Source organism: Neochlamydia sp. EPS4, from assembly GCF_000813665.1.
In the GTDB taxonomy this organism is placed as follows: Bacteria; Chlamydiota; Chlamydiia; order Chlamydiales; family Parachlamydiaceae; genus Neochlamydia.
Genome location: NZ_JSDQ01000028.1, coordinates 59,136 through 81,507 on the forward strand (window position 1 = coordinate 59,136; position 22,372 = coordinate 81,507).

The 22,372-nt window shown below is 38.8% G+C and carries 15 protein-coding genes; 7 read left to right on the forward strand and 8 right to left on the reverse strand.

Annotated features, from left to right (window positions below; translation table 11 throughout):
• Positions 1-92: 92 nt before the first annotated feature.
• The 7 genes from murI to DB42_RS02270 form a co-directional block, all read right to left on the reverse strand.
• Positions 93-908, reverse strand: coding sequence for a glutamate racemase (murI, locus tag DB42_RS02235; RefSeq protein ID WP_044881544.1), 816 nt, complete (start codon positions 906-908; stop codon positions 93-95).
• Positions 905-1,576, reverse strand: coding sequence for a LysM peptidoglycan-binding domain-containing protein (locus tag DB42_RS10795; protein WP_238578974.1), 672 nt, complete (start codon positions 1,574-1,576; stop codon positions 905-907). Before DB42_RS10795 ends, murI begins: the two co-directional genes overlap by 4 nt.
• A 50-nt stretch (positions 1,577-1,626) precedes the next feature.
• Entirely contained in the window at positions 1,627-2,355 is a 729-nt protein-coding gene (locus DB42_RS02245; RefSeq protein ID WP_044881546.1) for an OmpA family protein, read from the reverse strand.
• A 399-nt stretch (positions 2,356-2,754) separates the two neighbouring features.
• Complete coding sequence (gene tolB, locus DB42_RS02255) at positions 2,755-4,131, reverse strand: Tol-Pal system protein TolB (RefSeq protein WP_044881548.1); 1,377 nt, start codon at positions 4,129-4,131, stop codon at positions 2,755-2,757.
• Positions 4,128-5,228 (reverse strand): hypothetical protein, encoded by a 1,101-nt coding sequence (locus tag DB42_RS02260; protein ID WP_155117383.1) that lies wholly within the window; start codon positions 5,226-5,228, stop codon positions 4,128-4,130. Before DB42_RS02260 ends, tolB begins: the two co-directional genes overlap by 4 nt.
• A gap of 13 nt (positions 5,229-5,241) precedes the next feature.
• Positions 5,242-5,673 carry a biopolymer transporter ExbD gene (locus DB42_RS02265; RefSeq protein ID WP_042239256.1) on the reverse strand — a complete coding sequence of 144 codons (432 nt, stop codon included), beginning with the start codon at positions 5,671-5,673 and terminating at the stop codon, positions 5,242-5,244.
• Complete coding sequence (locus tag DB42_RS02270; protein WP_044881550.1) at positions 5,670-6,419, reverse strand: MotA/TolQ/ExbB proton channel family protein; 750 nt, start codon at positions 6,417-6,419, stop codon at positions 5,670-5,672. Before DB42_RS02270 ends, DB42_RS02265 begins: the two co-directional genes overlap by 4 nt.
• Positions 6,420-6,469: 50 nt before the next feature.
• On the opposite strand from DB42_RS02270, the gene DB42_RS02275 reads away from it, so the two are divergent.
• The 3 genes from DB42_RS02275 (at position 6,470) to DB42_RS11810 (ending at position 11,031) form a co-directional block, all read left to right on the forward strand.
• Positions 6,470-8,725 (forward strand): protein-disulfide reductase DsbD, encoded by a 2,256-nt coding sequence (locus DB42_RS02275; RefSeq protein ID WP_080502678.1) that lies wholly within the window; start codon positions 6,470-6,472, stop codon positions 8,723-8,725.
• Between the two features lie 492 nt (positions 8,726-9,217).
• Positions 9,218-10,396, forward strand: coding sequence for a leucine-rich repeat domain-containing protein (locus DB42_RS02280; protein ID WP_052435914.1), 1,179 nt, complete (start codon positions 9,218-9,220; stop codon positions 10,394-10,396).
• Between the two features lie 395 nt (positions 10,397-10,791).
• Complete coding sequence (locus DB42_RS11810) at positions 10,792-11,031, forward strand: DUF6444 domain-containing protein (protein ID WP_044881551.1); 240 nt, start codon at positions 10,792-10,794, stop codon at positions 11,029-11,031.
• A 538-nt stretch (positions 11,032-11,569) separates the two neighbouring features.
• On the opposite strand, the gene DB42_RS02290 is transcribed toward DB42_RS11810, so the two are convergent.
• Complete coding sequence (locus DB42_RS02290; RefSeq protein WP_052435915.1) at positions 11,570-14,236, reverse strand: hypothetical protein; 2,667 nt, start codon at positions 14,234-14,236, stop codon at positions 11,570-11,572.
• A gap of 259 nt (positions 14,237-14,495) precedes the next feature.
• On the opposite strand from DB42_RS02290, the gene DB42_RS02295 reads away from it, so the two are divergent.
• From DB42_RS02295 to DB42_RS02310, 4 genes are all read left to right on the forward strand, one after another.
• Positions 14,496-15,689, forward strand: a complete 1,194-nt coding sequence (locus DB42_RS02295) for a TolC family protein (RefSeq protein WP_044881552.1) — start codon at positions 14,496-14,498, stop codon at positions 15,687-15,689.
• Between the two features lie 24 nt (positions 15,690-15,713).
• A complete protein-coding gene (locus tag DB42_RS02300) occupies positions 15,714-16,850 on the forward strand; it encodes an efflux RND transporter periplasmic adaptor subunit (RefSeq protein ID WP_044881553.1) in 1,137 nt (378 codons plus the stop codon).
• Complete coding sequence (locus DB42_RS02305) at positions 16,843-20,064, forward strand: efflux RND transporter permease subunit (RefSeq protein ID WP_044881574.1); 3,222 nt, start codon at positions 16,843-16,845, stop codon at positions 20,062-20,064. The genes DB42_RS02300 and DB42_RS02305 overlap by 8 nt, the downstream gene beginning before the upstream one ends.
• A gap of 576 nt (positions 20,065-20,640) precedes the next feature.
• On the forward strand, positions 20,641-22,218 hold the full coding sequence (locus DB42_RS02310; protein WP_044881554.1) for an F-box/WD40 repeat-containing protein: 1,578 nt from the start codon (positions 20,641-20,643) through the stop codon (positions 22,216-22,218).
• The last annotated feature ends 154 nt before the right edge of the window (positions 22,219-22,372 follow it).

Sequence of the window (22,372 nt, forward strand, 5' to 3'; positions counted from 1 at the left end):
GCCCCATCAGCTGATAAATAGTCTTACGAATAAATAACCATCTATCTTTCATTTGATAAAGGAAACTCACTGGTATTTGCTGGGCGTCTACTTTAAATCTCAAACTTCATTTTTAAAGGAATGTTTACTTTATCGATGGGATGTCCAAGAAACTTGGAGCCATGCAAGCGAAATTTTTCAGGATAATCAGAGACATAAAAGCGATGAGAAGGTTTTTCATCAGGGCAGGCATGTAAATCATAAGCATCTAAAGTGAGTGACACATGTTCTGCGCAGGTGCTAGCCGAATCTACGATACAGACATGCGGCCCTATTTCCTTTTGGATCAAAGGACGAAGAAGAGGATAGTGAGTGCATCCAAGGAGTAATGTATCAATGCTGCTTTGCTTTAAAGGGGCAAGATAATCTTTAATAATCAGTTGAGTGGCCGGATGATCAAATAGATGCTCTTCAATAAGGGGTACTAACAGTGGGCATGGCATGGAGTAAACTTGGCAAGAAGGAAGCTTTTTTTTAATTTGTTGTGGATAAATACCTGATTCAGTGGTCGCTCGCGTAGCAAGCACGCCTATTCTTAGGTGGCGTGAAGCTTTAGCGGCATGCTCCACCCCTGGCTGAATCACATCAACAATAGGGATTTTAAGGATCTGTTTCAACTTATCCATGGCATAGGCTGAAGCTGTATTGCAGGCGATGACTAGTAATTTAATTTGATGTTCCATTAAAAAGATGGCGTTTTCTATAGAATAACGCAGAATTGTATCGGCACTTTTGTCGCCATAAGGCAACCTGGCCGAGTCGCCGAAATAAATAAGTTTTTCATGAGGAAGCTTATGCATGATTTGTTTCATCACTGTTAGCCCGCCGATACCTGAGTCAAAAATTCCAATCGCTTGCGAATTACTCATGGGATTCTAAGATTTTGGCCAACAACGATTTTATCATGGGAAAGGCCATTAAGCTCTTTAATGGCTTGAATAGTCGTTTGATGCTTACGCGCAATTTTTTCTAAAGTGTCGCCGGGTACCACCTTATAAATCCTAACGGATGGAAGCTCAGCTTTTTCCGAAAGGCCGCTTGTGGGATTTAAAGCCTCTGCAACGGATTTGATCGCTTGATGCAGGCTGTCGATGTTTTGATTTTGAAATTCAATAATTTTTTCAAATTCCGTGAGCTTTTGCTTATACTGAGAGAGTGTGGTCGCTATTTCATTCGTGTAGGTTTTAAACTGCTTAACATCAGAAATTATCCCTTGAGTAAGTAGCTCGAGGCTATTAAATTTCATTTCCAGAGATTTAGAAGAATCTTTCCATGCTTCTGTTTGCGCATGCCCTGCTTCTATCCATTGCTGACGCATCGAGTCGATAATCGTTTCTAAAGTACGGACTTTCTCATCATAGGTTTTGATTTCAATTTCGTGATTGTTGACCTCATGACGCAAATCATCCAGATTAGCGCGCATTTCACGTAAAACCACGGCTGTTTGATCGTTATAATAACGAGTAGGGGCCGCTTCAATATTGCCTAAACAGCAAAGTTTTAAAGGTAGGATAAGGAATATGATAGTTTTTATCACTCCAGGTTGCTTCCGCAACCTGAGCCTTGAAAAGAAGATTTCTATAAACATTATCTTTGATAGATTTTAAATTCTGCTCGACGATTTTGTGCCCAGGCTTCTTCGTGACTTTCCATCACGGCAGGACGTTCTTTACCATAAGAGATCGTAAAAATATTATCAGGACTGGCGCCTTCGGCAATCAGAGCATTACGAACAGCGTTAGCACGACGCGAACCTAAAGCTAGGTTATAAGCTTCTGCTCCTCTTTCGTCAGTATGCCCTTCAATAAAAATATAGGTGTTAGGATTTCTTTGCAGATAGTCTACTACCTTGCGTAAGATAGTCATATTTTCCTGTCCTTTGATCAAATTACTATTATAATCAAATTTGATACTTTGGAAAATACCTGAAAGGCCTTGAATAGTACTAGGATCTTTGAAAAATTGAATGTCGGGAATAGTACTGCCTGGATCACCTGGATTTTCTCTCGGCTGTTGGCTAACAGACTCTGCCATTGCTAACTCGGCATCGTGGGGCTGATCTTGTAACGGTATAAAGTCTTCGTTAGCATAAATGTTAGCAGAATTGCTTGGCTTACCCATGGTATAAAATTCGTCAGGAGAATAGACCTGGCGTGAATCTCCATGTTTACCGCCAAGAGATTTAACACCTCTTCCAATATGACGCCCAGCGGTTTTCGTATCTTCCCATACATCATCGCTCGTGCGCCTGCAGCTTGTAAAGGATAAGCTAATGAGAAATATATTCAAAAGCAGGCAATAGGGAGCTAGTTTCATAAAATCCTCGGCTTTGTGGCTATAAATAATTATAAAAATGAGATAGTAACATAAAAGGGGAAATATTCTGAAAGAGCTTTTTTAATTAGCTTGTTTTACAAAGGAAAGATAGGAGGAAAACCCTATCTTTCTAAAAAGGCTTTAGGTAGTTTATCCTTTTAACATTAAGTTGCTTATGTTTCGAGCTGTTTTAGGCGTATGATCCTGAAAAGCTCTAAAAAGGCTTGCTACTGGGCTTTAAATTTTTTGCTCTTGTTGGAGCGATTTTGTAGAGTTTATTATAGCCTTTTAAATTTAGCCAGGGTCAAAGCAAAAGCTTTGAGGATCAAGCCAAGTAGCCGATGGAAGAAAAGCACCCTCAGGGGACTTAAAGCTTGACTAGCAGTATAAGGCAACGAGCTATTTGCTAAATTTAGGTTCCCATGCAGGAAAGCGCTTCAGACCTTCTCCCGAGGAAATTTTTACTGCTTCTGGTTGATGCAAATTGATCAAATAAAGTTCGCTGTTATTATTGTCCGCAGAGTTAAAGACAAGATGTAAGCTATTAGGAGCCCAGGTGGGATTTTCTTTATGACCACCTCCTTTAGTAATTTGCCTTTCTTGCTTTTTGTCAAAATCATAAATCCAAATTTGGCGGGTGTCGTGGCTCTTTGCGCAATAAGCTAGCTTACTGCCATCGGGAGACCAGGCAGGGGCGGTATTTTCACGATTTGATTTGCTAATCAAGAGAGCTCTAATGTTTTTAAGGCTTGCCCCGGGCGCTGGGATGTCTATGACATAAATACGGGGCGATCCATCTTTGTTAGAGACAAAAGCAATTTTACTTCCATCTGGGCTGAAGGTAGGAGTTCCTTGCGTGGCTAGATAGGTAGAAAAAATTTGTTGAGGTTTACCTATAGCCCCTTTTTCAGGATCAAACGTTTGCAGGAAAAGATCAGGGTTGCCGGTATAGTCGCAAATGAAAGCTACCTTATCCCTTTGTTTGGAAATAGCGGGCATTAATTGATTACCTTTAAGTAAGCTGAAGCGCCGGCCTACTCCATCTTTTAAGGAAGCTATATAGATTTTTGACTGCCCTGCTCGATAAGAAACATACATGATACTTCCACTCGCGTGGCCTTGTTGGGGAGGAATATAGGTAGGGGTAACAATCAGACTGTTTTCATGTGTAATTTGTCTGGCATTGGCGCCATCGTAATCAGCTTCCCATACTTCAGCAATAGACTTAAGGCCATGCGAGGTTTTGCAGGTGTAAATTATTCGCGTGCTGGCTATTCCTTCATTGCCGAATAAGCTTTTATGGAGGCTATCGGCTAAACGATGTATTTGCCGGCGATCTTGGCTAAGGTCTCCACTTAAAGGAATATTATTTACTGATTTTTCATGATCGCTGCTCATGGAAAGCATTCTTGCCGACATTTGATTGTCTTTAATCAATATTTTTAATACATAGTAAACATTCAGGCTTTTCCAGCTAGAGCTATTAACGGCATCAAGAAAGTCGCCAATAGGGGCTTTAGACTCATTTTTCAATGTAAAGGTCATGCCATTATGATTTAAGTCAAATTGTAAAATTTGCTCTAGCTGCTGGATGTAATGAGCAGTAAAGGCAGGATGTTCTTGATAAAAGGGAGCTAGATAAAGAGGCATTAGCTTACTTTCCGTCGCTAATCTCACTACAATTTTTTCATTGTCTTCGTTTGCTAGGGCTGACAGATTTTGTTTAAAGGCTAAAAAAAGAAAGAAAATAATAAAATAATATTTTAGATAAGTCATAATTCATTACTTAATTGAATGATAAAAGTATATTCCGACATGTTTGCAAAATCTTTTCCTAGAGGAGGAAATTTTAACGTAGGCAAGTTTTTTTCTATATAGAGGCGATTTAAGTGGCTAGGAGATTTAATGATATTTACCTTGATGGCTCGGCCTAAGCGATCGACTGTTAATTTTAGTTGCACTTCCCCGTGCTCAGGTAATTTTAGTAAAAGTTTAAGCCGGCTAGCTAACTCATCTCTATAGCTTCTCTCTACTGCGCTAGAAGGAAGGGTATAAGCTGCAGGGAGAGTATCTGTTTGCAAAGCAGGGATGGCAGCAGCTGAGGCGAGTGCCGTCTGACTTGCTTGAGAGGAAGAAGCATTTCGATGAGCTCGGCTCTGCTCAAGCTTAGCAAGGCTGGCCTGGGCAGCTGCAAGAAGTTTTTTCTGTTTCTCCTTGGCTGCGGGGCTTGCTTGGGAATTAGGGCTTTCACGTTGAGCCTCTGCAGAAGTCTTTTTTAAGGGGGCTTTTATCGGCTTTTTTTCAGCAGGCTTGGCTGCAGTTGATGCAGGATTCACGCTTTTTTTAGTATTGTCTTTCTTAATAGATGGTTTGCCGGTTTTTGAAGGGGTGGATTGAGGAATTGCATTTTCTTTTTTAGGGACTGCTTTTTTATTGGGCGTCTGTTGAATAGCGGTAGAGTTTAAAGCTTTTATGTTTTTTTTATCGGTTGAAGAAGGGGTTTCAATTTTTTGAGTAGATTCTGTAGGAGCCGGAGAACTTGTGTGAGGTTTTACTTCTTCTACGTTAAGAGGGATAGGGGGAGGAGAGGCAATAAGTTTAGCAGCAATTTCTTCAGGAGATTTTGGACTGGGAAGAATATTGGAATTTGGAGCCAATTTTTCTTTGTTCTCACTAGGGAGGGGAGAGGATTTTGTTTGAATTTTTGGGGGAGTGAGCGGAATTGTATGCACCACTAGACGTTCGTTGTATTGGCGAGGAGCTTGTTTGGAAAAAGGGAGCAAGATCATTCCTAAAATCATTCCAACATGGATGATGATGACCCCGAGAGTGATTGGCCATAACGTCTTATCGTGGAGGTAGATACTACTCATAATAGTTAAAAAACTAGGCAGGTTTAAGAATCACATCTAATTGAGTAAATCCTGCTTTTTCAGCTGTATTCTTAACGGCTTGATAGGTTCCAAAGTGGGCCGTGCGGTCATGATATAACTGGGGCTGGGCAGCAGGATAACGTTTTTTGGCGTCTTTTAACAAGGTAAATAATTGTTCTAGAGTCACCATTTGTTTATTAAACCAAATAGTATTATCTTTGCGCACATGAATGGAGATAGGGCTGCTAGCTTGAACAAAGTTTGAGCTGCTTTCGTGCAAGCCAGAGGCCGCCTGGGCAAGCTCTACATTATCAAGCTCCAGCAGAGGAGCTATCAAAATAAATATAATTAAAATGACAAAGACCACATCAATTAGAGGGGTTAGATTAACAGTAGGTTCTTCGATATTTTTATGGATAGAAGCCTGAATGAATCGCCTGTTCATGAGAAGTCCACTTTTCTATATTGCAGCTCTACAGCACCCAACATTTCGTTGGCAAAGCTTTCCATTTCAATCTCAAAATCGCGAATAGCATGTTTTAAATAATTATAGCCAATTAGAGCAGGAATGGCGTCGATGAGCCCTAAAACTGTTGTCGCCAAGGCAAGAGAAAGCCCACCTAGTACCATTTGAGGCGTGCTGCCTGATGCTTGTACCTGGAAGTCAGAAAAGCTTGTCAATATGCCCCACACAGTGCCAAGTAATCCTAAAAATGGAGCTAGGCTTACCACCGTGGATAGGATAAAAAGGTTTTTTTCTAAGTTTTTAGTTTGATGAGCGATTTGAGTAGCTAAAGAGCCTTGTATAAAATCAATATCCGTAAGAGAAAGAAACGGTACACTTTGTTCAGCCTCCCTATTTTTTTGCATCACATACTTATTTTTATTAAAGATTTCCATCGTCTGTTTTTTAAGAAGAGAATAAAGATCCATGTAGGGGTTGCTATTTTTTACCCTACTGGCAGCTTCACAATCTAAATTCAAGGGATTTTGCTTCTGAAGCTGAAAGATATCATAAAAACGAGCCGCTTGTTTTCTTGCCTGGTAGGTTTGCCAGATTTTATGGAGTAAAATAATCCAGGTTATCATGGATAGTAGAAGAAGACCAATAAAGATCAATTTGCCTAAAAAATCAGAATGTATATAGGCTTCATAAAAGGGATTAGTAGCTATAAAAATGTTTACATTCATTCATAAATCCTTTAAAGTATAGCCTTTAATTAAAAAAGAAGGGTTTTACATTGGCAGTCAAATTCCGGCATATAACTTATAGGTTACTCGGCTTTTTGATCATTTTCATCCCTCTCTTATACAGTGAAAATCCTTCTCAAGTCAATCAACTTCATTCATTTCCATCTAATCTTGGCTTAATCGAGCCTCTAGTGAATGACTCTTCTTTACCTATTAAAGCTTATGTGCATTCCGAAACGATAAATTTTAAGGCGGCCGAGCCCTTTTGGATAAAAGTTAGCCTTACCATAGCTCCCTCGTGGAATATTTATTGGAAAAATCCAGGAGATGCAGGCATGCCTGTTTCGGTTACTTGGGAGCTGCCACCTGGGTTTAAAGCCGGTGAGCTTCAATGGCCTTATCCGCAACGTTTTGAATCACCTTCATCCATTGGCTTTGGCTATGAAAATGAGGTGCACTTGTTGTGCCAGATCTTCCCCCCCGAGAATCTCAATCATTCTGACACTTATAAGTTTAGAGCGACTATTAAATACTTAGCCTGTTCAGATTCGGCCTGTTTGCCAGGTGAAACTAAAGTGCAGATGAACCTGACCCCTACTTCTTTTACCCCAGTCATGGACAAGTCTTTAACCTCTATTTTCGAGCAAGCGCGTCGTTTGCTGCCAAAAACTTGTGGGAATATTACGGCCAAGCGTATCAATGATTTGATAGAGCTCAACATGCCATCTTCCTTAGCGCCGGCAGAGAAAATTTTAAATATTTATTTCTTTCCCGAGGAGGGGCAAAGCATAGATTATCATTTAGAGCCTTCTATCTCCTTACAAGAAAGTTCTTTTTCTTCTTACTCTATTGCCTTTAAAGAGAAAGATTCTTCGTTGCCTACAACTGTTCTTAAAGGTGTTTTAGTTCTGACTATCCAGCAGGCAGAAAAAATAGCCACGGAAGTTATCGAGGTAGCTGTGCCTATCCAAGACCTTAACAAAGAAAATTCTGTCTGGGCTTTCAATGAGGCTTTCCCTCGCTCCTGGAATATCACTTTGTCCTCCAAATCCAGCGATTATGAGGGCGGATTGGGAATGGCTTTGATATTAGCTTTTTTGGGCGGGATGCTTTTAAATTTGATGCCTTGCGTTTTGCCGGTAATCTCTTTTAAAATTTTAAGCTTCGTTAAAATGTCGGGGCAAAGCCGTCAGTTGACTTTACAACATGGTTTGATGTTTAGTGCAGGCGTTCTAGTTTCTTTTTGGATATTGTCTGCAGCGCTTTTGATTTTAAAGGCTTATGGCCATGCTGTAGGCTGGGGATTTCAGCTGCAAGAGCCTGCTTTTGTCGCTTTGTTGTCAGCGGTCCTATTCATTTTTAGTTTAAGCTTATTTGGTGTATTTGAAATAGGAATCAAAGTGGGCTCTTTTGCCGGACAGCTACAGCATCAAGGGACAAAAAAGGGAAGAGGTGCTTCCTTTTTAAGCGGGGTACTAGCCACGCTCATAGCTACCCCTTGCACGGGCCCCTTTTTGGGTACAGCAGTGGGTTTTGCTATGACTTTACCTTTCTACTTGTCTTTTTTGATTTTCACTTCCTTAGGAATGGGAATGGCGTCTCCTTATCTTATCCTATCTGCTTACCCCTCTTTTCTGCGTTTTTTACCTAAGCCGGGAAAATGGATGGAGACCTTTAAACAATTCATGGGCTTTATCATGCTTGCTTCCGTGTTATGGTTAATGTGGGTTTTTGCAGCTCAAACAAATGCATTAGCTCTTATCCTGTTATTAGGGGCCTTTTTTATGATAAGTATGGCTTGTTGGATTTACGGGCGCTGGGCGACCCCTCTTCATTCCAAATTAAGCTGTAGGATTGCTACAAGCGTAGCCATCTTTGGACTGCTGGCTAGTCTATATGCTTTACTTTATGCTTCTAAGGCTACCTCCCCCTCTATCTCTTTTTCTCCTGCTATAGCCGAGCAAGAGGTTATATGGGAAGAGTTTTCTCCCCAACGACTAGCAGAGTTAACTTCTCAAGGTATTCCTGTTTTTGTTGATTTTACAGCGAAATGGTGTTTAATATGCCAAGCTAATCATATGATATTGGGAGGGGCGGACGTTCATGCTCAGTTTAACGAGCAGGGCGTAGTGCGGATGAAAGCTGACTGGACAAAAAAAGATGCCGCTATTACGGAAGAGCTGCAAAAATTTGGGCGTCATAGCGTACCCCTGTATGTGCTTTATCAGCAGGAGCAAGAGCCTTTTATTTTTCCTCAGTTATTGACTCCTAGCTTAGTCATCAACAAATTAAAAGCTATCAAATAAATTTTCTGGAAATTAAAATATTAGGTAATTAATTTTTTAACTCCTTACTCCTTATAAGCTCTTGCTACTCTCCGACATTTGTTAGATAGCTAATTATCTAGCTTCCTCTTGGCTAAAAAAAACTTTAAAATTTAAGTGAGTTTTTCTTTATTTATATTTGGATCGATCGCATTCGGTTGCCTGCGACATACCTGTAGCTAACAAACAGAGCCCTATTATCTCTTTTTAATTGCCCTAATGGCTCTTAAGTTATTTTATTAGAAGACCTATACTAGAGCATAAGGGGGAAGTAGGTAGGGAAAGGGCAGCGACATTTTTTGCTCTGCACAAATACTTGGAATACTTGCTAGTAGGATTATTTACCTAAAATTGTGGAGCTTTTCTTGCTTGTCCTGCTTCTAAAATTTGCTTGCTTTTTTTGTTTTTATATATATATTTAATCTTATAAAAAAGCACAAAAATAGATATACAACTTAATAAGTAGGACCACCTATGAGTCCAATTTCTATGAATCTTGAACTTCTCCCTGATGAAATACAAGTCCACATTTTAAAGGATTGCGCTAGTCCTTCCTTATTTGGCGTTTGTACAAGATGGCAACACCTTCTAGCTAATGAAGTTATACCCTCTCTTTACAAGCAAATAGGTAAAATGCGGTTTCCTCAACGAAAAGCTACCGAGCAGGCTAACCTTTTAGATAAACTCTACAAGCTACCAGCTGGGCTTTCTACACTAGCAAAGGTAAAGGAAATTTTTAGGCAAACCTTCGCTCTAGCTAAATCTCTGGCTCCATTGGAATTTAAAGGGCAAATCGAAGAAAGAAAATATTTTACCCTGGCTAATTACACTTCTCTTCTTTTAAACATTAATCGTCTTTTAATAGAGTCCAGACTTCCAGGCTATAAGAAATATTTAGACCGACCAGACATCAAAGGCTTGCCTTTAGAAAAGAAAGGAGAGCTTTTTGAAGGTTGGATCAAAAAGTATAGCAAAAATATTAAGAGGTTTGAGCTAACAGGAAGCAAATTGACTGCTTTGCCTCCCGAGATAGGGGGATTATCTCAGCTACATGAGCTTAAATTAAACGATAATCATCTATTCACCCTTACGGCAAAAATAGGAAAGCTTTTTAATCTGAAAGAGCTTTGCTTGAACGGCAACCACCTCACTTCGCTTCCTGCAGAGGTAGGTCAGCTCTCTCAGCTCCAAGAGCTTTTCCTAGGGGACAACAAGCTAACTACCCTTCCTGCAGCCATCGGACAACTTTCTAAGCTGCGAGGGTTGTACTTAAATGATAATCAACTTACCATTCTTCCTGCAGAAATAGGAAACCTCTCTCAGCTGCAAGAGCTCTTCTTAGGTGGCAACAAACTAGCTACTCTTCCTTCAACAATTGGGCAACTTTCTAAGCTGCAAGAGCTGTATTTAAACAATAACCAACTTACCATTCTTCCTGAGGAAATAGGACAGCTCTCTCAGTTGCAAGAGCTTTTCTTAGGGCGCAACAAACTAGCTATCCTTCCTTCTGGAATAGGACTTCTTTCTCAGCTGCGGCTTCTTTACCTAAGCAACAACCAGCTAACTGTTTTGCCTGCAAGCTTAAAGCAGCTGCCCGCAGGGATAGATCTTAATCTGGATGGAAACTTGCTGGAAAGTATCTCCCTGAATTAAAGCAGCGTTTTAGCCTCCGTATTTAGGTAATAATACGCTTTAAAAAAACTAAGTCTGCATACCTAACCCTCTGAAAGTTACCTCTCTATTTAATGAGAGTAATTTTATAAAGTATGAGATTACATAAGAAGTGGCTTGAAAGCGTATAATATTATAAGGTGTTTTAAATAATTTTACCCTTGTTTATAAAAGACGTAAGCGATCACCGGGGGGGGGGCTATCAATAGATTCCTGATAAATAAAATAATTTCTAGGGTTAATATTTACTTAAGCATCCATATAAATAGCATATAGCCTTCATATGAGCAGCTATTTAAAGAAAATGTAGAGCTAAGGTCTAAACATGCTCAGCTAAAAGCCTTGGTTAAATAGACGGGAAAAGGTAACCAACAAACTTGAAAGCGCGCATTGCTCAGTTAGAAGAACAGCTTGATCAATATTCTAAGAATAGTTCCAAGCCACTTACGACGGATCAAGAAGCTAGCTGTTCATCATTACCTCAAGCAGAAAATCGACCTTATCATCCTGGGGCCAACCGCGAGTTGTTACCTGCTAGGGCAGTTATCTCGTATGAGGTTCGTAGTGTAGAAGGGTTGTCCACACTGTTACTTTTGCTATGCATGCGACTGAACTGATAAGTTTTTTTCTTGGCAGCAGATCAAACTTCTTGAAATTAAGCCCTTGCTACCTCCAATCGATCTAGTGACAAACAGATGCCTTTGTTGTCATTGAAAAGTGCATCCTGAACTTAAAGAAAATGAGCAATTCTTGCTCGGTCCTAGGCTAAAAGGATTTTTAAGGATATAGAAAAACTTTTGGCCTCGCAAAAGCCATGATTACCTGTTGATAAATTTTCTCTACTGAAGGCGGAAAAGCTGTTTTAGCAATTTCTTCTCTTTTTGCCTCTTTCTAAGCATCCTGTTTAAGCTTTTTTATAATTTTCTTGTACATTGCATCGATGAATTGTTTGTTATCTATTCTCATAAACGCTCAAGAAGGATAGGCTTTTTAGCTACTCCTTATACAATCGCACACTCTATCAAAGTCTCTCTTTAATTAAAGAGACAGCTTTTAGAGGATTGGGTGTGCAGGCTTAATTTTTTTAAAGCCTATAAGTGCACATCTCTACCCGAGGATGACAACTTTATAAGGGAGCTAGCTAGTCATAAATTTTTAAAGGCGAGCATCATTGACTAGCTCTTTAATGAATCCTGCAATCACCTGATTTTCTTCAGGATTTAAGCCTGGATTTATTCTTATAGTGCTAGAGCCTTCTTCTGCATTAACGGAAATAATGATGCAATTTGGGTGATAAAACCCAAAGCTAGCTCGGGAATGTACCTTTATCCCTTTCGCTAAGCATTTTCTGTAGAAAAGCCCCATAATCGCCCTACTTTTTAGGGCATGGCCTTTTCCTATGAGTTTTATATCGATAAAGGAACATTCCATCTCTGGATCTGCGGTGCTAATGCGTATCTTCTGGCTACTCTCTTTGCCTAAAGGCTGAAGGAGTGGGGGAACACCATCAAGAATTTCCCTAGTATTTTTAAAAATAGCCGATCGATAACTATCCATTTGCTCAGTCGTATACTTATAAGCAAGAGAGAACCATTGAAGGCTTAGTTGATCCGTTTTATGGGCAATGTCTTTAGTTAAGGAATTAAAAGCATCCCAGGGAGCTTTTCCATTATTAACCATGTAAAATGGAGATCCATAGTAGTTATCCATTCCAAACATATCAAATTTTTGCCCACTACGGAAAAAGACAAAGTTTAACTTACCGTCTTTTATCTCTTCCTGGAAAGTGGTAAGCAAATCGTGGACTTTAGGAGAATTGATATAATCGATTGTGCAATCGACCGCTACAGTAAGTTGCTTATTTTCGTTTTTTTGCCACAGTATTTGTCGGATATCTTCTTTGATATCTCTTATCGCATAGTGAGTATGATTAGCATCAATTTCGATATTAGGATTAAATTGACAAGCGTATAGATCAATTTGCTTTAAGTTTCTATCTTGCAAAGCATTCTCAATACGTTGGTCGTTGCCTATAAAGCTTGCTTGCTCATAATAAAAACCTGTACTAAATACTCGGGTAGGGTGAGGGTTCAGTTTTAATAAAGCCGCATTGATTCCAGCGAATACGTTGACTGCCGTCTTACCTAGGCCTGCTTTTATCAAAGGGCGCAGTTCTTCTGGAACGTTTGCTAACTGCTTTGGCAAAATAGTAGGAAATGCTTTTTCTTCAAAAGGGGCTATAAGCGTTAAAAGGTTGGCAATTTCACAATGAACCAACTCAATTTCTTGCGCATACTTACTATAATCGTCCATAAAAAGTTCTGCTGTGGCCAGATGCTCTTTTATTTTAAACAATGAGGTTTGAATGATTTCACGTTTTATTGGATGTCCTTGAAGCTTTTTCCACTGCTTATCGCTGATTTCATTAAGTAGACCCCTTAAAAGATGCAAGGTAGATTCGCCTAAAATAGCTAGATGAGGAGAGTAAGCATGCATCTCTGGAGAGGAAACTTTTGCTAAGAATCTTTCAAAGAGTGCTAGCTTAGTTAAATCAAGCTTACCAGGAAAATAAACATCTTTGTTAGGAATATCTTTAGCATCAGGGCCTTTAATAGGGTATTTAATATCGGGTCTAATATTAAAGCCATTAAGAATATGTTTACGCATGTTAATAGCGCCGATATACAAGCCGGTTTGCTCAATAAAATCTAAAAAGGCAGGATGCTTTTGAAGAATTTTTTTACCTTTTAAGTCGGTAAAGACTGGTAAAACTTTAATGCCCGCAATTTCGTCAAGCGTTAGTCTGCAAATGCAGGTGCTATTTTGTTGCAATAATTTTTTAAATTTACTTGTAGAAATTTTACTCAATTCAGGATGCTGCATTCTAAATTTTTCAATGGACCTATCAAATGAGCAATTAAGGCTTGTACGTATCGAATTCAATTGCTTTTCAAAAGCTTCTTCCTTTTCTCTTTTTCCATTAGTTTTAACTAAGTCTTCCAAAGAAAAAGTTAAATCCACTAATAAGCTTACATTCATCGCTTGTGAAAAAGCTTGGCGTGGTTCTTTGGCAAACTTGGAAAAATGTGCATTTAAGGCTTGAGTGAGTGTAGTTTCCCACTCAGCTTCTGAAATTGCACTATCAATCACATGAAAGTTTAAAGGAAAAAATTGAGTAACCTCGGTAGTATCGGTAAGAATGAGAGGACTCTTATGGGTAAATGCTAAATTTTTATTAATTTCTGCTCCTAGTCCTGGATTTTGCCGAAATCCCATGCGATGGTAATGATAATTCGTATAAGGTCCCACCTGAAATAATACGCCAATTTTTCTTTGTAATAATTTCATCATGTTAAGATAAATAGGGGCAGATTTTTCCAGATAATTGGTGGCCATGAACTCGATTTGTTTCTTTAATTGTGGATCCTGTGTTTTCTTATAGGAATTTTTCAACAGCGCTAGGTTAAGGCTCCAATCTGTTTGTGAATTCTCTATGGTTGCCACACTTTCTAAAAGCCCATGATAGGAGAGTCGTCTTATATGCAGAATGCGGTGAGCCAGGTCAGATATTAACTGTAAAAGCTTAGTAAAACCTTCTTTTATAATCGATACGAAGACTTCCCAACCAAGGGTAATATTCCTTTTTAATACTTTAAGGGAAGATGAAATACGAATTTTAAAAGATGCTAGGGCACACGCATGGGTTTTAGATGAGCAAGAAGAAGGAATAGTACCATAAACTTTAGGGGCTACTGCTTCTTGAGCCACTAAAGGATCTCTAAAATGATAGTTAGGGATATTTATTTTTTTATTATTATCCATAATTAAACTCTTTTTTTATTAACAAGTGTAGATTATAGCATAATAATGAATAAATAATAATAGAATTATTTCTGTTAGTTTTGTTTAAAATAAAAAAGTAGTGGTTAATTTTTTTACTTGAAGGTTTTCTTCAAAAATCCTATAGCAGGTAATCACACCAGCGGAAAAATTTTAACACATACTCTTGTAAATCCCTATGAGATTGTCTAAGTTCCCCAAATTAAGTTTAGTGCTTTACTTTTACCTGTGGCCTTTGCTAATGGAAGCAAGGTTACTAACTTTAGATGAGGCTACCCAGCGAGCTTTAACTTATTCTCCTGCCGTAGCCATCGTTGACACCACATGGAAAGTTAGACAGGCTGAGGAATATCAGGCAAATTTTCTGCCAAATCCCGTCGTCTCTGTAGAAATTGATAAAGCTAATTTAATTGGGAAGGAGAAAAAAAGGGCGGGAGATCGAGGGTTTTCTTGCAATTTATCGCAAGCTATTGAATTAGGGGGTAAAAGACATCTTCGAAAACAGACTGCTGGGCTCCAAACATCATTAGCCTTCAAGGAAATAGAAGTCATAAAGTTAGAGGCAAGTTGCCAGGTAGAAAAAGCTTTTATTGAGGTGGCTGCTGCGCAAGAATATTTGCGTTTCGCTCAAGAACTCCAACTAAGTGCCCAAGAAGTGCTTCTTTCCACTTCTGCAAAAATTGAAGGAGGAAAAATATCTTCCTTAGAAGGAAAGAAAGCTAAGTTATCAGTATTAACCGCTCATCTAGCTTTAGAAAAAGCTCGCAATAATTTTGAAAATTCTAAGAAAAAGCTCGCTTTGATTTGGGGAGATAGCCATCCCGACTTTACTTCTGTGGATTATAACCTTTTAGAAATTACTTTAGTCGAGGATCTTGCTGCCTTTATTGCTGAGCAAAATGATAATATTGCAACGAAACAATGGGAGCTGCAGATAGCAAATGCTGACCTCATGATTGCGAGTGAAAAAGCGCAACGTATTCCTAACCTCGTAGTTACCGCAGGATATATCAACTCTGCTGAGGATGGAGAGGGACTATTGCTTGGATTTTCCATGGCTATCCCGATATGGGATAGAAATCAGGGCAACATTTCTAAAGCCAAGCATTTATTAAACCAGCTTTATAACAAAAGAAATAAAGACAACTTGCAAGCACGCCTGCAATTAGAAGCTGAGTACGCGCAACTTCTCACTTCCTACCAAGAGGGGCTATTATATAAAAATGATGTTTTGCCTGTAGCTGTAGCTACTTTTGAGGGTGCTAAACAGGAATATTTGCAAGGAAAAAGTGATTACCTTGAACTTCTAGACGCCCAACGTACCCTTTTTGATGTGCATGACAAGTATATGCATGCTTTAGTGGATTATCATCAAAGAAAAGTAGAGCTCAATCGATTAGTAAGGGTAGGTTATGCAAATACGCAGGGGCCTTAAAAGGTTTGACTTAAGGAGATGCAAATGAGCAAAAGAATTTTTTTATATATAGGATTAGTTTTTCAACATTATTTGGCAGCAAGCCAGGAATTTAAGCCTGAACCTTCCAACTTTGTCTCTTTAAGTAATGAACAGATGATAGAGGCAGAAATTGAGATATTAAAGGCTTCTCCTAGCATATTGCGAAAAACCTTCGGGGCGCCAGCCCAAATTGTTATCAATGAGCAACAGCAAGCCATCATTGTAGCTAGAGTTTCGGGGGTAGTAAGCCATATTAGCAAAAATGTTGGAGATTATGTAAGCAAGGGGGAAACATTAGCTGTCTTACAAAGCAGGCCAATGGCAAATTTTAAAGCTGCTTATCTTACCTTGCTGAAGCGTTCCTCCTTAGCACAACAAGCTTTTAAAGCTGAAGCTATTCTTAAAGAAAAGAATGTAACATCTGAACAAGCTTATCTTCAAGCATTTTTAACCGCAGAAGATGCTTGTGTCAAACAAGAGTTGGCAGAGCAGCAACTCTACCTCTTAGGAATGAGCAAAAAAGATGTAAAAAAACTGGCTCAAGAAGAGAGCTGTGACTTATTTAGCTATCAGATTAAGTCTTCCTTAAATGGAATGGTAACTAGCAAAATTATCAATTTAGGTTCATCGCTAAATGCAGGTCAGGAAGCTTTTAAAATTGCTGATCTAGATACCGTATGGGTACAGATAGGAGTCTATGCGCAAGATCTTCCCTACCTTAAGCTAGGGGACAAAGTTCAGGTGGCTCTTTTAAAGGAAGAGAAATTTTCTGATTTAGCAGAAATCATCTATCTTAGTCCTATTCTTGATAAACAGACCCGTAGTGGAACAGCTATAGCTTTATTAGCTAATCAATCTAGAAAATGGTACCCAGGCTCGTATGCTCGAGTAGAAGTTATAGCCGAAGAGGTGGAAGTGCCTATAGCTGTGCTTAAAGAGGCTATTCAAGTTATTGAAGGAAAAACTGTCCTTTTTATCGCCCATTCCCAAGGATTTGAAAAACGGGAAGTAAAGATAGGAAGATCTGATCCCACTTATGTAGAAATCCTTTCAGGAATAAAACAGGGCACTTCTTATGCAGCTACTCATACTTTTATTTTAAAAGCAGAGGATGGAAAGAAGGCTATTAAAAATGATTGAAAAAATCCTAAATTTTTCTATTGCTTATCGTTATCTCATCCTCGCAGCTACTGTTTGTGCCATGCTTTTGGGTATATCTGCTTTAAAAAATCTTCCTATGGATGCTGTACCCGATATTACTAACAATCAGGTGCAAATTAATACCCTGGCTATAGGGCTGACACCTATGGAGGTAGAAAAAAGAGTGACTTTCCCTATAGAATCTGCCTTAAGCGGCATCCCAGGACTTGAGAGTACACGTTCTCTTTCACGTAATGGATTTTCTCAGATAACAGCTATATTCCACGATCAGGTAGATATCTACTTTGCTAGACAGCAAATTAATGAAAAGCTAATGGATGTTCGAAGCATTTTACCAGCTGAGGCTGAACCTAAAATGGGACCTATTTCCACAGGCTTGAGCGAAGTCTTTATGTGGTCAGTAGATTACAGTCCTGAAATGAGACAATCTAAGCAGCAGGAGGCAGGCCTAGGGTGGCATGCAGACGGAAGTTATTTAACTCCGGAAGGACAATTACTTAAGACTGATGTGGAATTAGCTTCTTACTTGCGTACGGTTCAAGATTGGATAATAACCCCTCAAATTAAAGCTGTTAAAGGAATAGCGGGTGTGGATGCACAGGGAGGCTTTATTCGTCAATATCATGTGGAGCCCAGTCCTGAGAAAATGATGGCTTTTGATATTAGCTTACAAGATCTACTTACCGCTATTGAAGAAAACAACCTTAATGGAGGAGCCGGTTACATTGAACGCGGCGGAGAATCATTGATTGTTAAAGTCGATGGAAGAATAGAAAACCAAGAAAATATTGGAAATATTGTGGTTGCCATGCGTGAAGACATGCCGGTTTTTATTCATGATGTGGCAGAGGTAAGCATTGGAAAAGAGCTACGTAGTGGTAGTGCTAGTAAAGATGGTAAAGAAGTAGTGATCGGCACGGCACTGATGCTAATTGGCGAAAATAGCCGTAGCGTAGCAGAAGCGGTAAGGGAAAAATTACAATGGATCAATACAACCTTACCCCTCGGGGTTATTGCCCAACCTGTTTTGAGTAGAAGCAAATTAATAGATACGACTATTCAGACTGTAGCTAGGAATTTAATAGAAGGTGCTCTTTTAGTTATCGTAATATTATTCATTTTCCTAGGAAATTTTCGTGCTGCTTTGATCACTGCTTTAGTGATTCCTATTTCTATGTTAATAACTGCTATAGGAATGGTTCAAGCTAAAATTAGCGGCAATTTGATGAGCTTAGGCGCGCTTGATTTTGGGCTGATTATTGATGGAGCTGTTATCATTGTGGAAAATTGCTTAAGGCGTTTAGGGGAAAAGCAAAAGGCACAGGGAAAAAGCTTGCAGCTAGAAGAGCGTTTAGAAGAAGTGATGCAAGCTAGCAAAGAAATGATACAGCCCTCTGTTTATGGGCAAGCGATTATTATCGCAGTCTATCTTCCTATATTGACTTTATCAGGGGTAGAAGGAAAGATGTTTCATCCTATGGCATTAACAGTGCTTTTTGCTCTATTAAGCGCATTTGTTTTGTCTTTGACATTTGTGCCTGCTATGGTAGCTATTTGGATCACCAAACCCCTACAAGAAAGAGAAAATTTCTTTATTTCCACAGCTAAAAAACTTTATGAGCGTCTTCTTTGGAGGGTCCTTAGCTTTCCTTATCTAGTTGCTACCATCGCCATCTTCATGGTGGCAGCAGCCTTAATTTTATTTAGTTTTCTTGGGCAAGAGTTTATTCCCACATTAGATGAGCAGGATTTAGCCATTCAGGTTTCAAGAATTCCTAGCACTTCTTTAACTCAAGCTACTTCCATGCAGCTACAAATAGAAAAAGTAATTAATAAATTTGATGAAGTGGCTTATGTTTATTCAAAAACCGGTACCGCTGAAATGGCATCCGATCCAATGCCTCCCTATGCCTCAGATACTTTTGTCATTCTTAAACCTCGTCCGGAATGGCCAGATGCTAAGCGAAATAAAGAAGATCTTGTAAAAGCTATAGAGACTAGGCTAAAAAAGCTCCCTGGTAATATTTATGAATTTACCCAACCTGTGGAAATGCGCTTTAATGAGCTAATAGCAGGGGTAAGAAGTGATTTAGCAGTGAAAGTCTATGGGGATGACTATAAAGTGTTAAAAAAAACTGCCGAGGCTATTGCTCAGGTCATGCAAAAATTACCAGGGGCGGCCGATGTTACGGTAGATAAAACTGATGGGCTACCTACTTTAGAAATTAATATAAATAGAAACATTTTAAGCCGTTACCATCTGAATATGAAAGAAGTTCTGGAAATGGTTGGAGTGGCAATTGGGGGTGGAAAAGCAGGAACCCTTTTTGAAGGAGATCGGCATTATGATATTATTGTTAGATTGCCTGAAAAGTTAAGAAATGACTTGCTAGCTTTATCAAGGTTGCCGATACGTTTGCCGCTCGCTACCAGTAAAGCGAATAAAAAAATTGTTTTTCCTTATATTCCTTTAAGTGAAGTGGCTAATTTAGATATCACAACAGGTTTGAATCAAATTAGGAGAGAAAATGGAAAAAGGGTAGTAATAATTCAGGCTAATATAAGAGGTGCTGATATGTCTACTTTTGTAGAGGTAGCCAGAAAGAAGATTAGTGAAGAAGTTAAAATCCCTGCCGGCTATTGGATAGAATGGGGAGGCCAATTTGAAAATTTAATAGCTGCTAAAAAGCGTTTATTGATAGTAGTACCAGCAGCATTTCTTTTAATTTTTATTCTGCTTTATGTAGCCTTTCATTCGATTCGGCAAGCTTTTTTAGTTTTTAGTGCTATTCCCCTAGCTTTTACTGGTGGCATCATAGCTTTATGGTGGCGAGGCATACTTTTTTCCATTTCAGCAGCAATCGGATTTATTGCTCTTTCGGGCATTGCCATATTAAATAGTTTAGTTCTTATAAATTGCATCAATCAATGGATTTTAGAGGAAGCTTCAGCTAAGGAAGCAATCTTAAAGGGGTCCATAGCACGCTTTCGGCCAGTTGTCGTGACAGCTCTAGTGGCAGCATTAGGGTTTTTGCCTATGGCATTAGCACAAGGGGCAGGAGCTGAAGTGCAGAAACCTTTAGCCACCGTGGTCATTGGTGGTCTTATTAGCTCCACTTTACTCACCTTAGTCGTATTACCAGCTTTATATATTCTTACTATTTCTTCAAAAAGGTTTAAAACTTTTAAATAAAGTAATGAATTAATTTTTCTAAGTTGATTAAAGAATCCAGCTTCTTGCTGAAGAAGCTGGTATTATAAGGCAGCTTTTTAATCCAAAATAAATAGCTAAGAATGTTGAATGTATCTCAAACAGGCATTTTTTAATTGGCTTTATATAACTCTCTATCCTTAGTAAAAAGGAGTCTATGATGCTAGTATGATTTAAAGAATTAACAGAGATACAAGGTAAGTCTTTAGAATCCTTACGTCTTAAAAAGCTTAAAAAAACGAGGGTAAGGCTATTCGCATGCGACGTGGCCCTTGAGAAAAATCTGCAACCTTACTTTTAAACGCTCGGTATAGATTTAAGAGGATGGGGAGAGGCTTTAAGGACAAAAGTGGACATCTAGGAAAATAAAATTAATTACTTCATAGATAAAAACTGCTTGTTTTCTTTACCGTGAAAATTAAAAAAAATATTTTTTAATTCCTGCTTATGTTTTTTATAAATAAGAATTGAACTTAATTCATTCTATAGATAATATATTATTGTTTAACTTAATAAATAATTGTTCTAAGTTTTAATCCTTAACAAAAGGAGTTTGTAATGGTTAATAATATCTCTCCATCCTTTTCTCCAACTACTGTAGAAATTTCGCAAAATATAGATTCTTGGGCTATTTCTAAGATGCCTGATGAAGTATGGATAAAAATCTTTTCTTATTTACCTGCTAAAGATTTAGCAGTTAGCCGGCAAATGTCCAGACATTGGAGCCAATTAGCCTCCAACCCCTTATTATGGCATCGCTTGGTTCTTAAAAAATTTCCTTTTTTGCCGCCTTTGTCCCATGGTAAATATACTCATTCTATGTATGAAAACCAAGCTATGCTTTCTCGAAATAGGGAAGAAAAACATTTTGTGAAATTTATCGAATTTGATTATGTAGAAGGGAGTGGAAAAGCAGTATTCTCTCCTGATAGCCAATGGATGGTAAGTAGCGCTAAGGACAATACCGTTCATGTATGGAATGCTTTTAATGGAAAGTGCCATCAAATCCTTGAGGGCCATACAGGTCTTATCACTAGTATAACTTTTTCTGAGGATGGAAATTGGCTAGCCACTACTTCTGCTGACTGTACAGCTCGCTTATGGAAGCTGGAGGCAAACAAGTGGATATGTAAATCTTCCTTGAAGGGTCACCTTAAAGAAGTTTGCAGCGCAGCTTTTTTTCATGATTCTACTCATGGCTGGCTGGTGGCTACGGGATCGTTGGATTGGGATATGCGCATATGGGATATGAATACGGGAAGATATCTCAGCACGTTATTGTTTAGGGATGATGCTCCCGTTAAAAAGATAGATTTTTTGCCTAATAATTCACTGGTTATCACAGAGCCGGAAATAAATAGGGTTTATGTTTGGGGGGAGGAGCCATTTCTATGCCAAAGATCGCCGCATTCTAAATGCGTAACTACTAGCACAGCTAACGCAGTCGGTCCATTTAATTTTGGCCCCTTTGCTTTATCTCCTGATAAAAAAACAGGAGCTTTTTTATTGAAGCCTGGTGAGCTTGTCATACGCGAACTTCATAATATGAGAGAAGATGTTAAAACGCTAGAGATTCCAGATCAGCCAATCCTCTGCCTAGCATATTCTCCGGATGGAGAATTGCTTGCCATAAGCTTTGCAGAAGAACCTTCGCAAAAACCTGGTTTTGATGTTTATCACTTATATACCGACGGTATAGATGAATATGAGGCGCTACATATAGGAGAGAGTTTTAGTAAATTAGCTTTTTCTCCAGATGGACACTGGATAGCCGCAGGCAATTCTGAACGGTGCGCTCTCTGGAGTGATGAACATTCTTCCCCTTGGTATTCTATCCCTTTGCCTTGTAATGACAATTTAAGTTTTTCTCCTAACGGACGGCAGTTACTGATTGGTAATACAGTGATTGATTTTTTTGATATTGAAGGAGAATTAATTGTTGATGGGGCAGCGGAAGAAATAAAAGAAGAAAAAAAGCAAGCAACACCTGAGATTTCAATGGAAGAAACTACCCACTTAGAGTCTAAGAAAAGAAAGTCTAGGAGTGATAAAAGCCAGAAAGAGGAAAAAGAGATTCCCTATTCAGCAGAATCTTCTCCACCATCTACGTTAAAAAGAAGAAAAAAAGAAGAATAGAATCCCGTTTCAATAGGCTTTTGTTCTTGCGCAATCATGTATTTAAAAAGCCGTGCTTATTAACTAGCAGGGATAGCTGTGAGAGATTGGATTTTTTTTCAAGGATAGACAAAGTTTTTTAAAGCCTATAGCATTAAAAAAGTGTTAGCCTTTA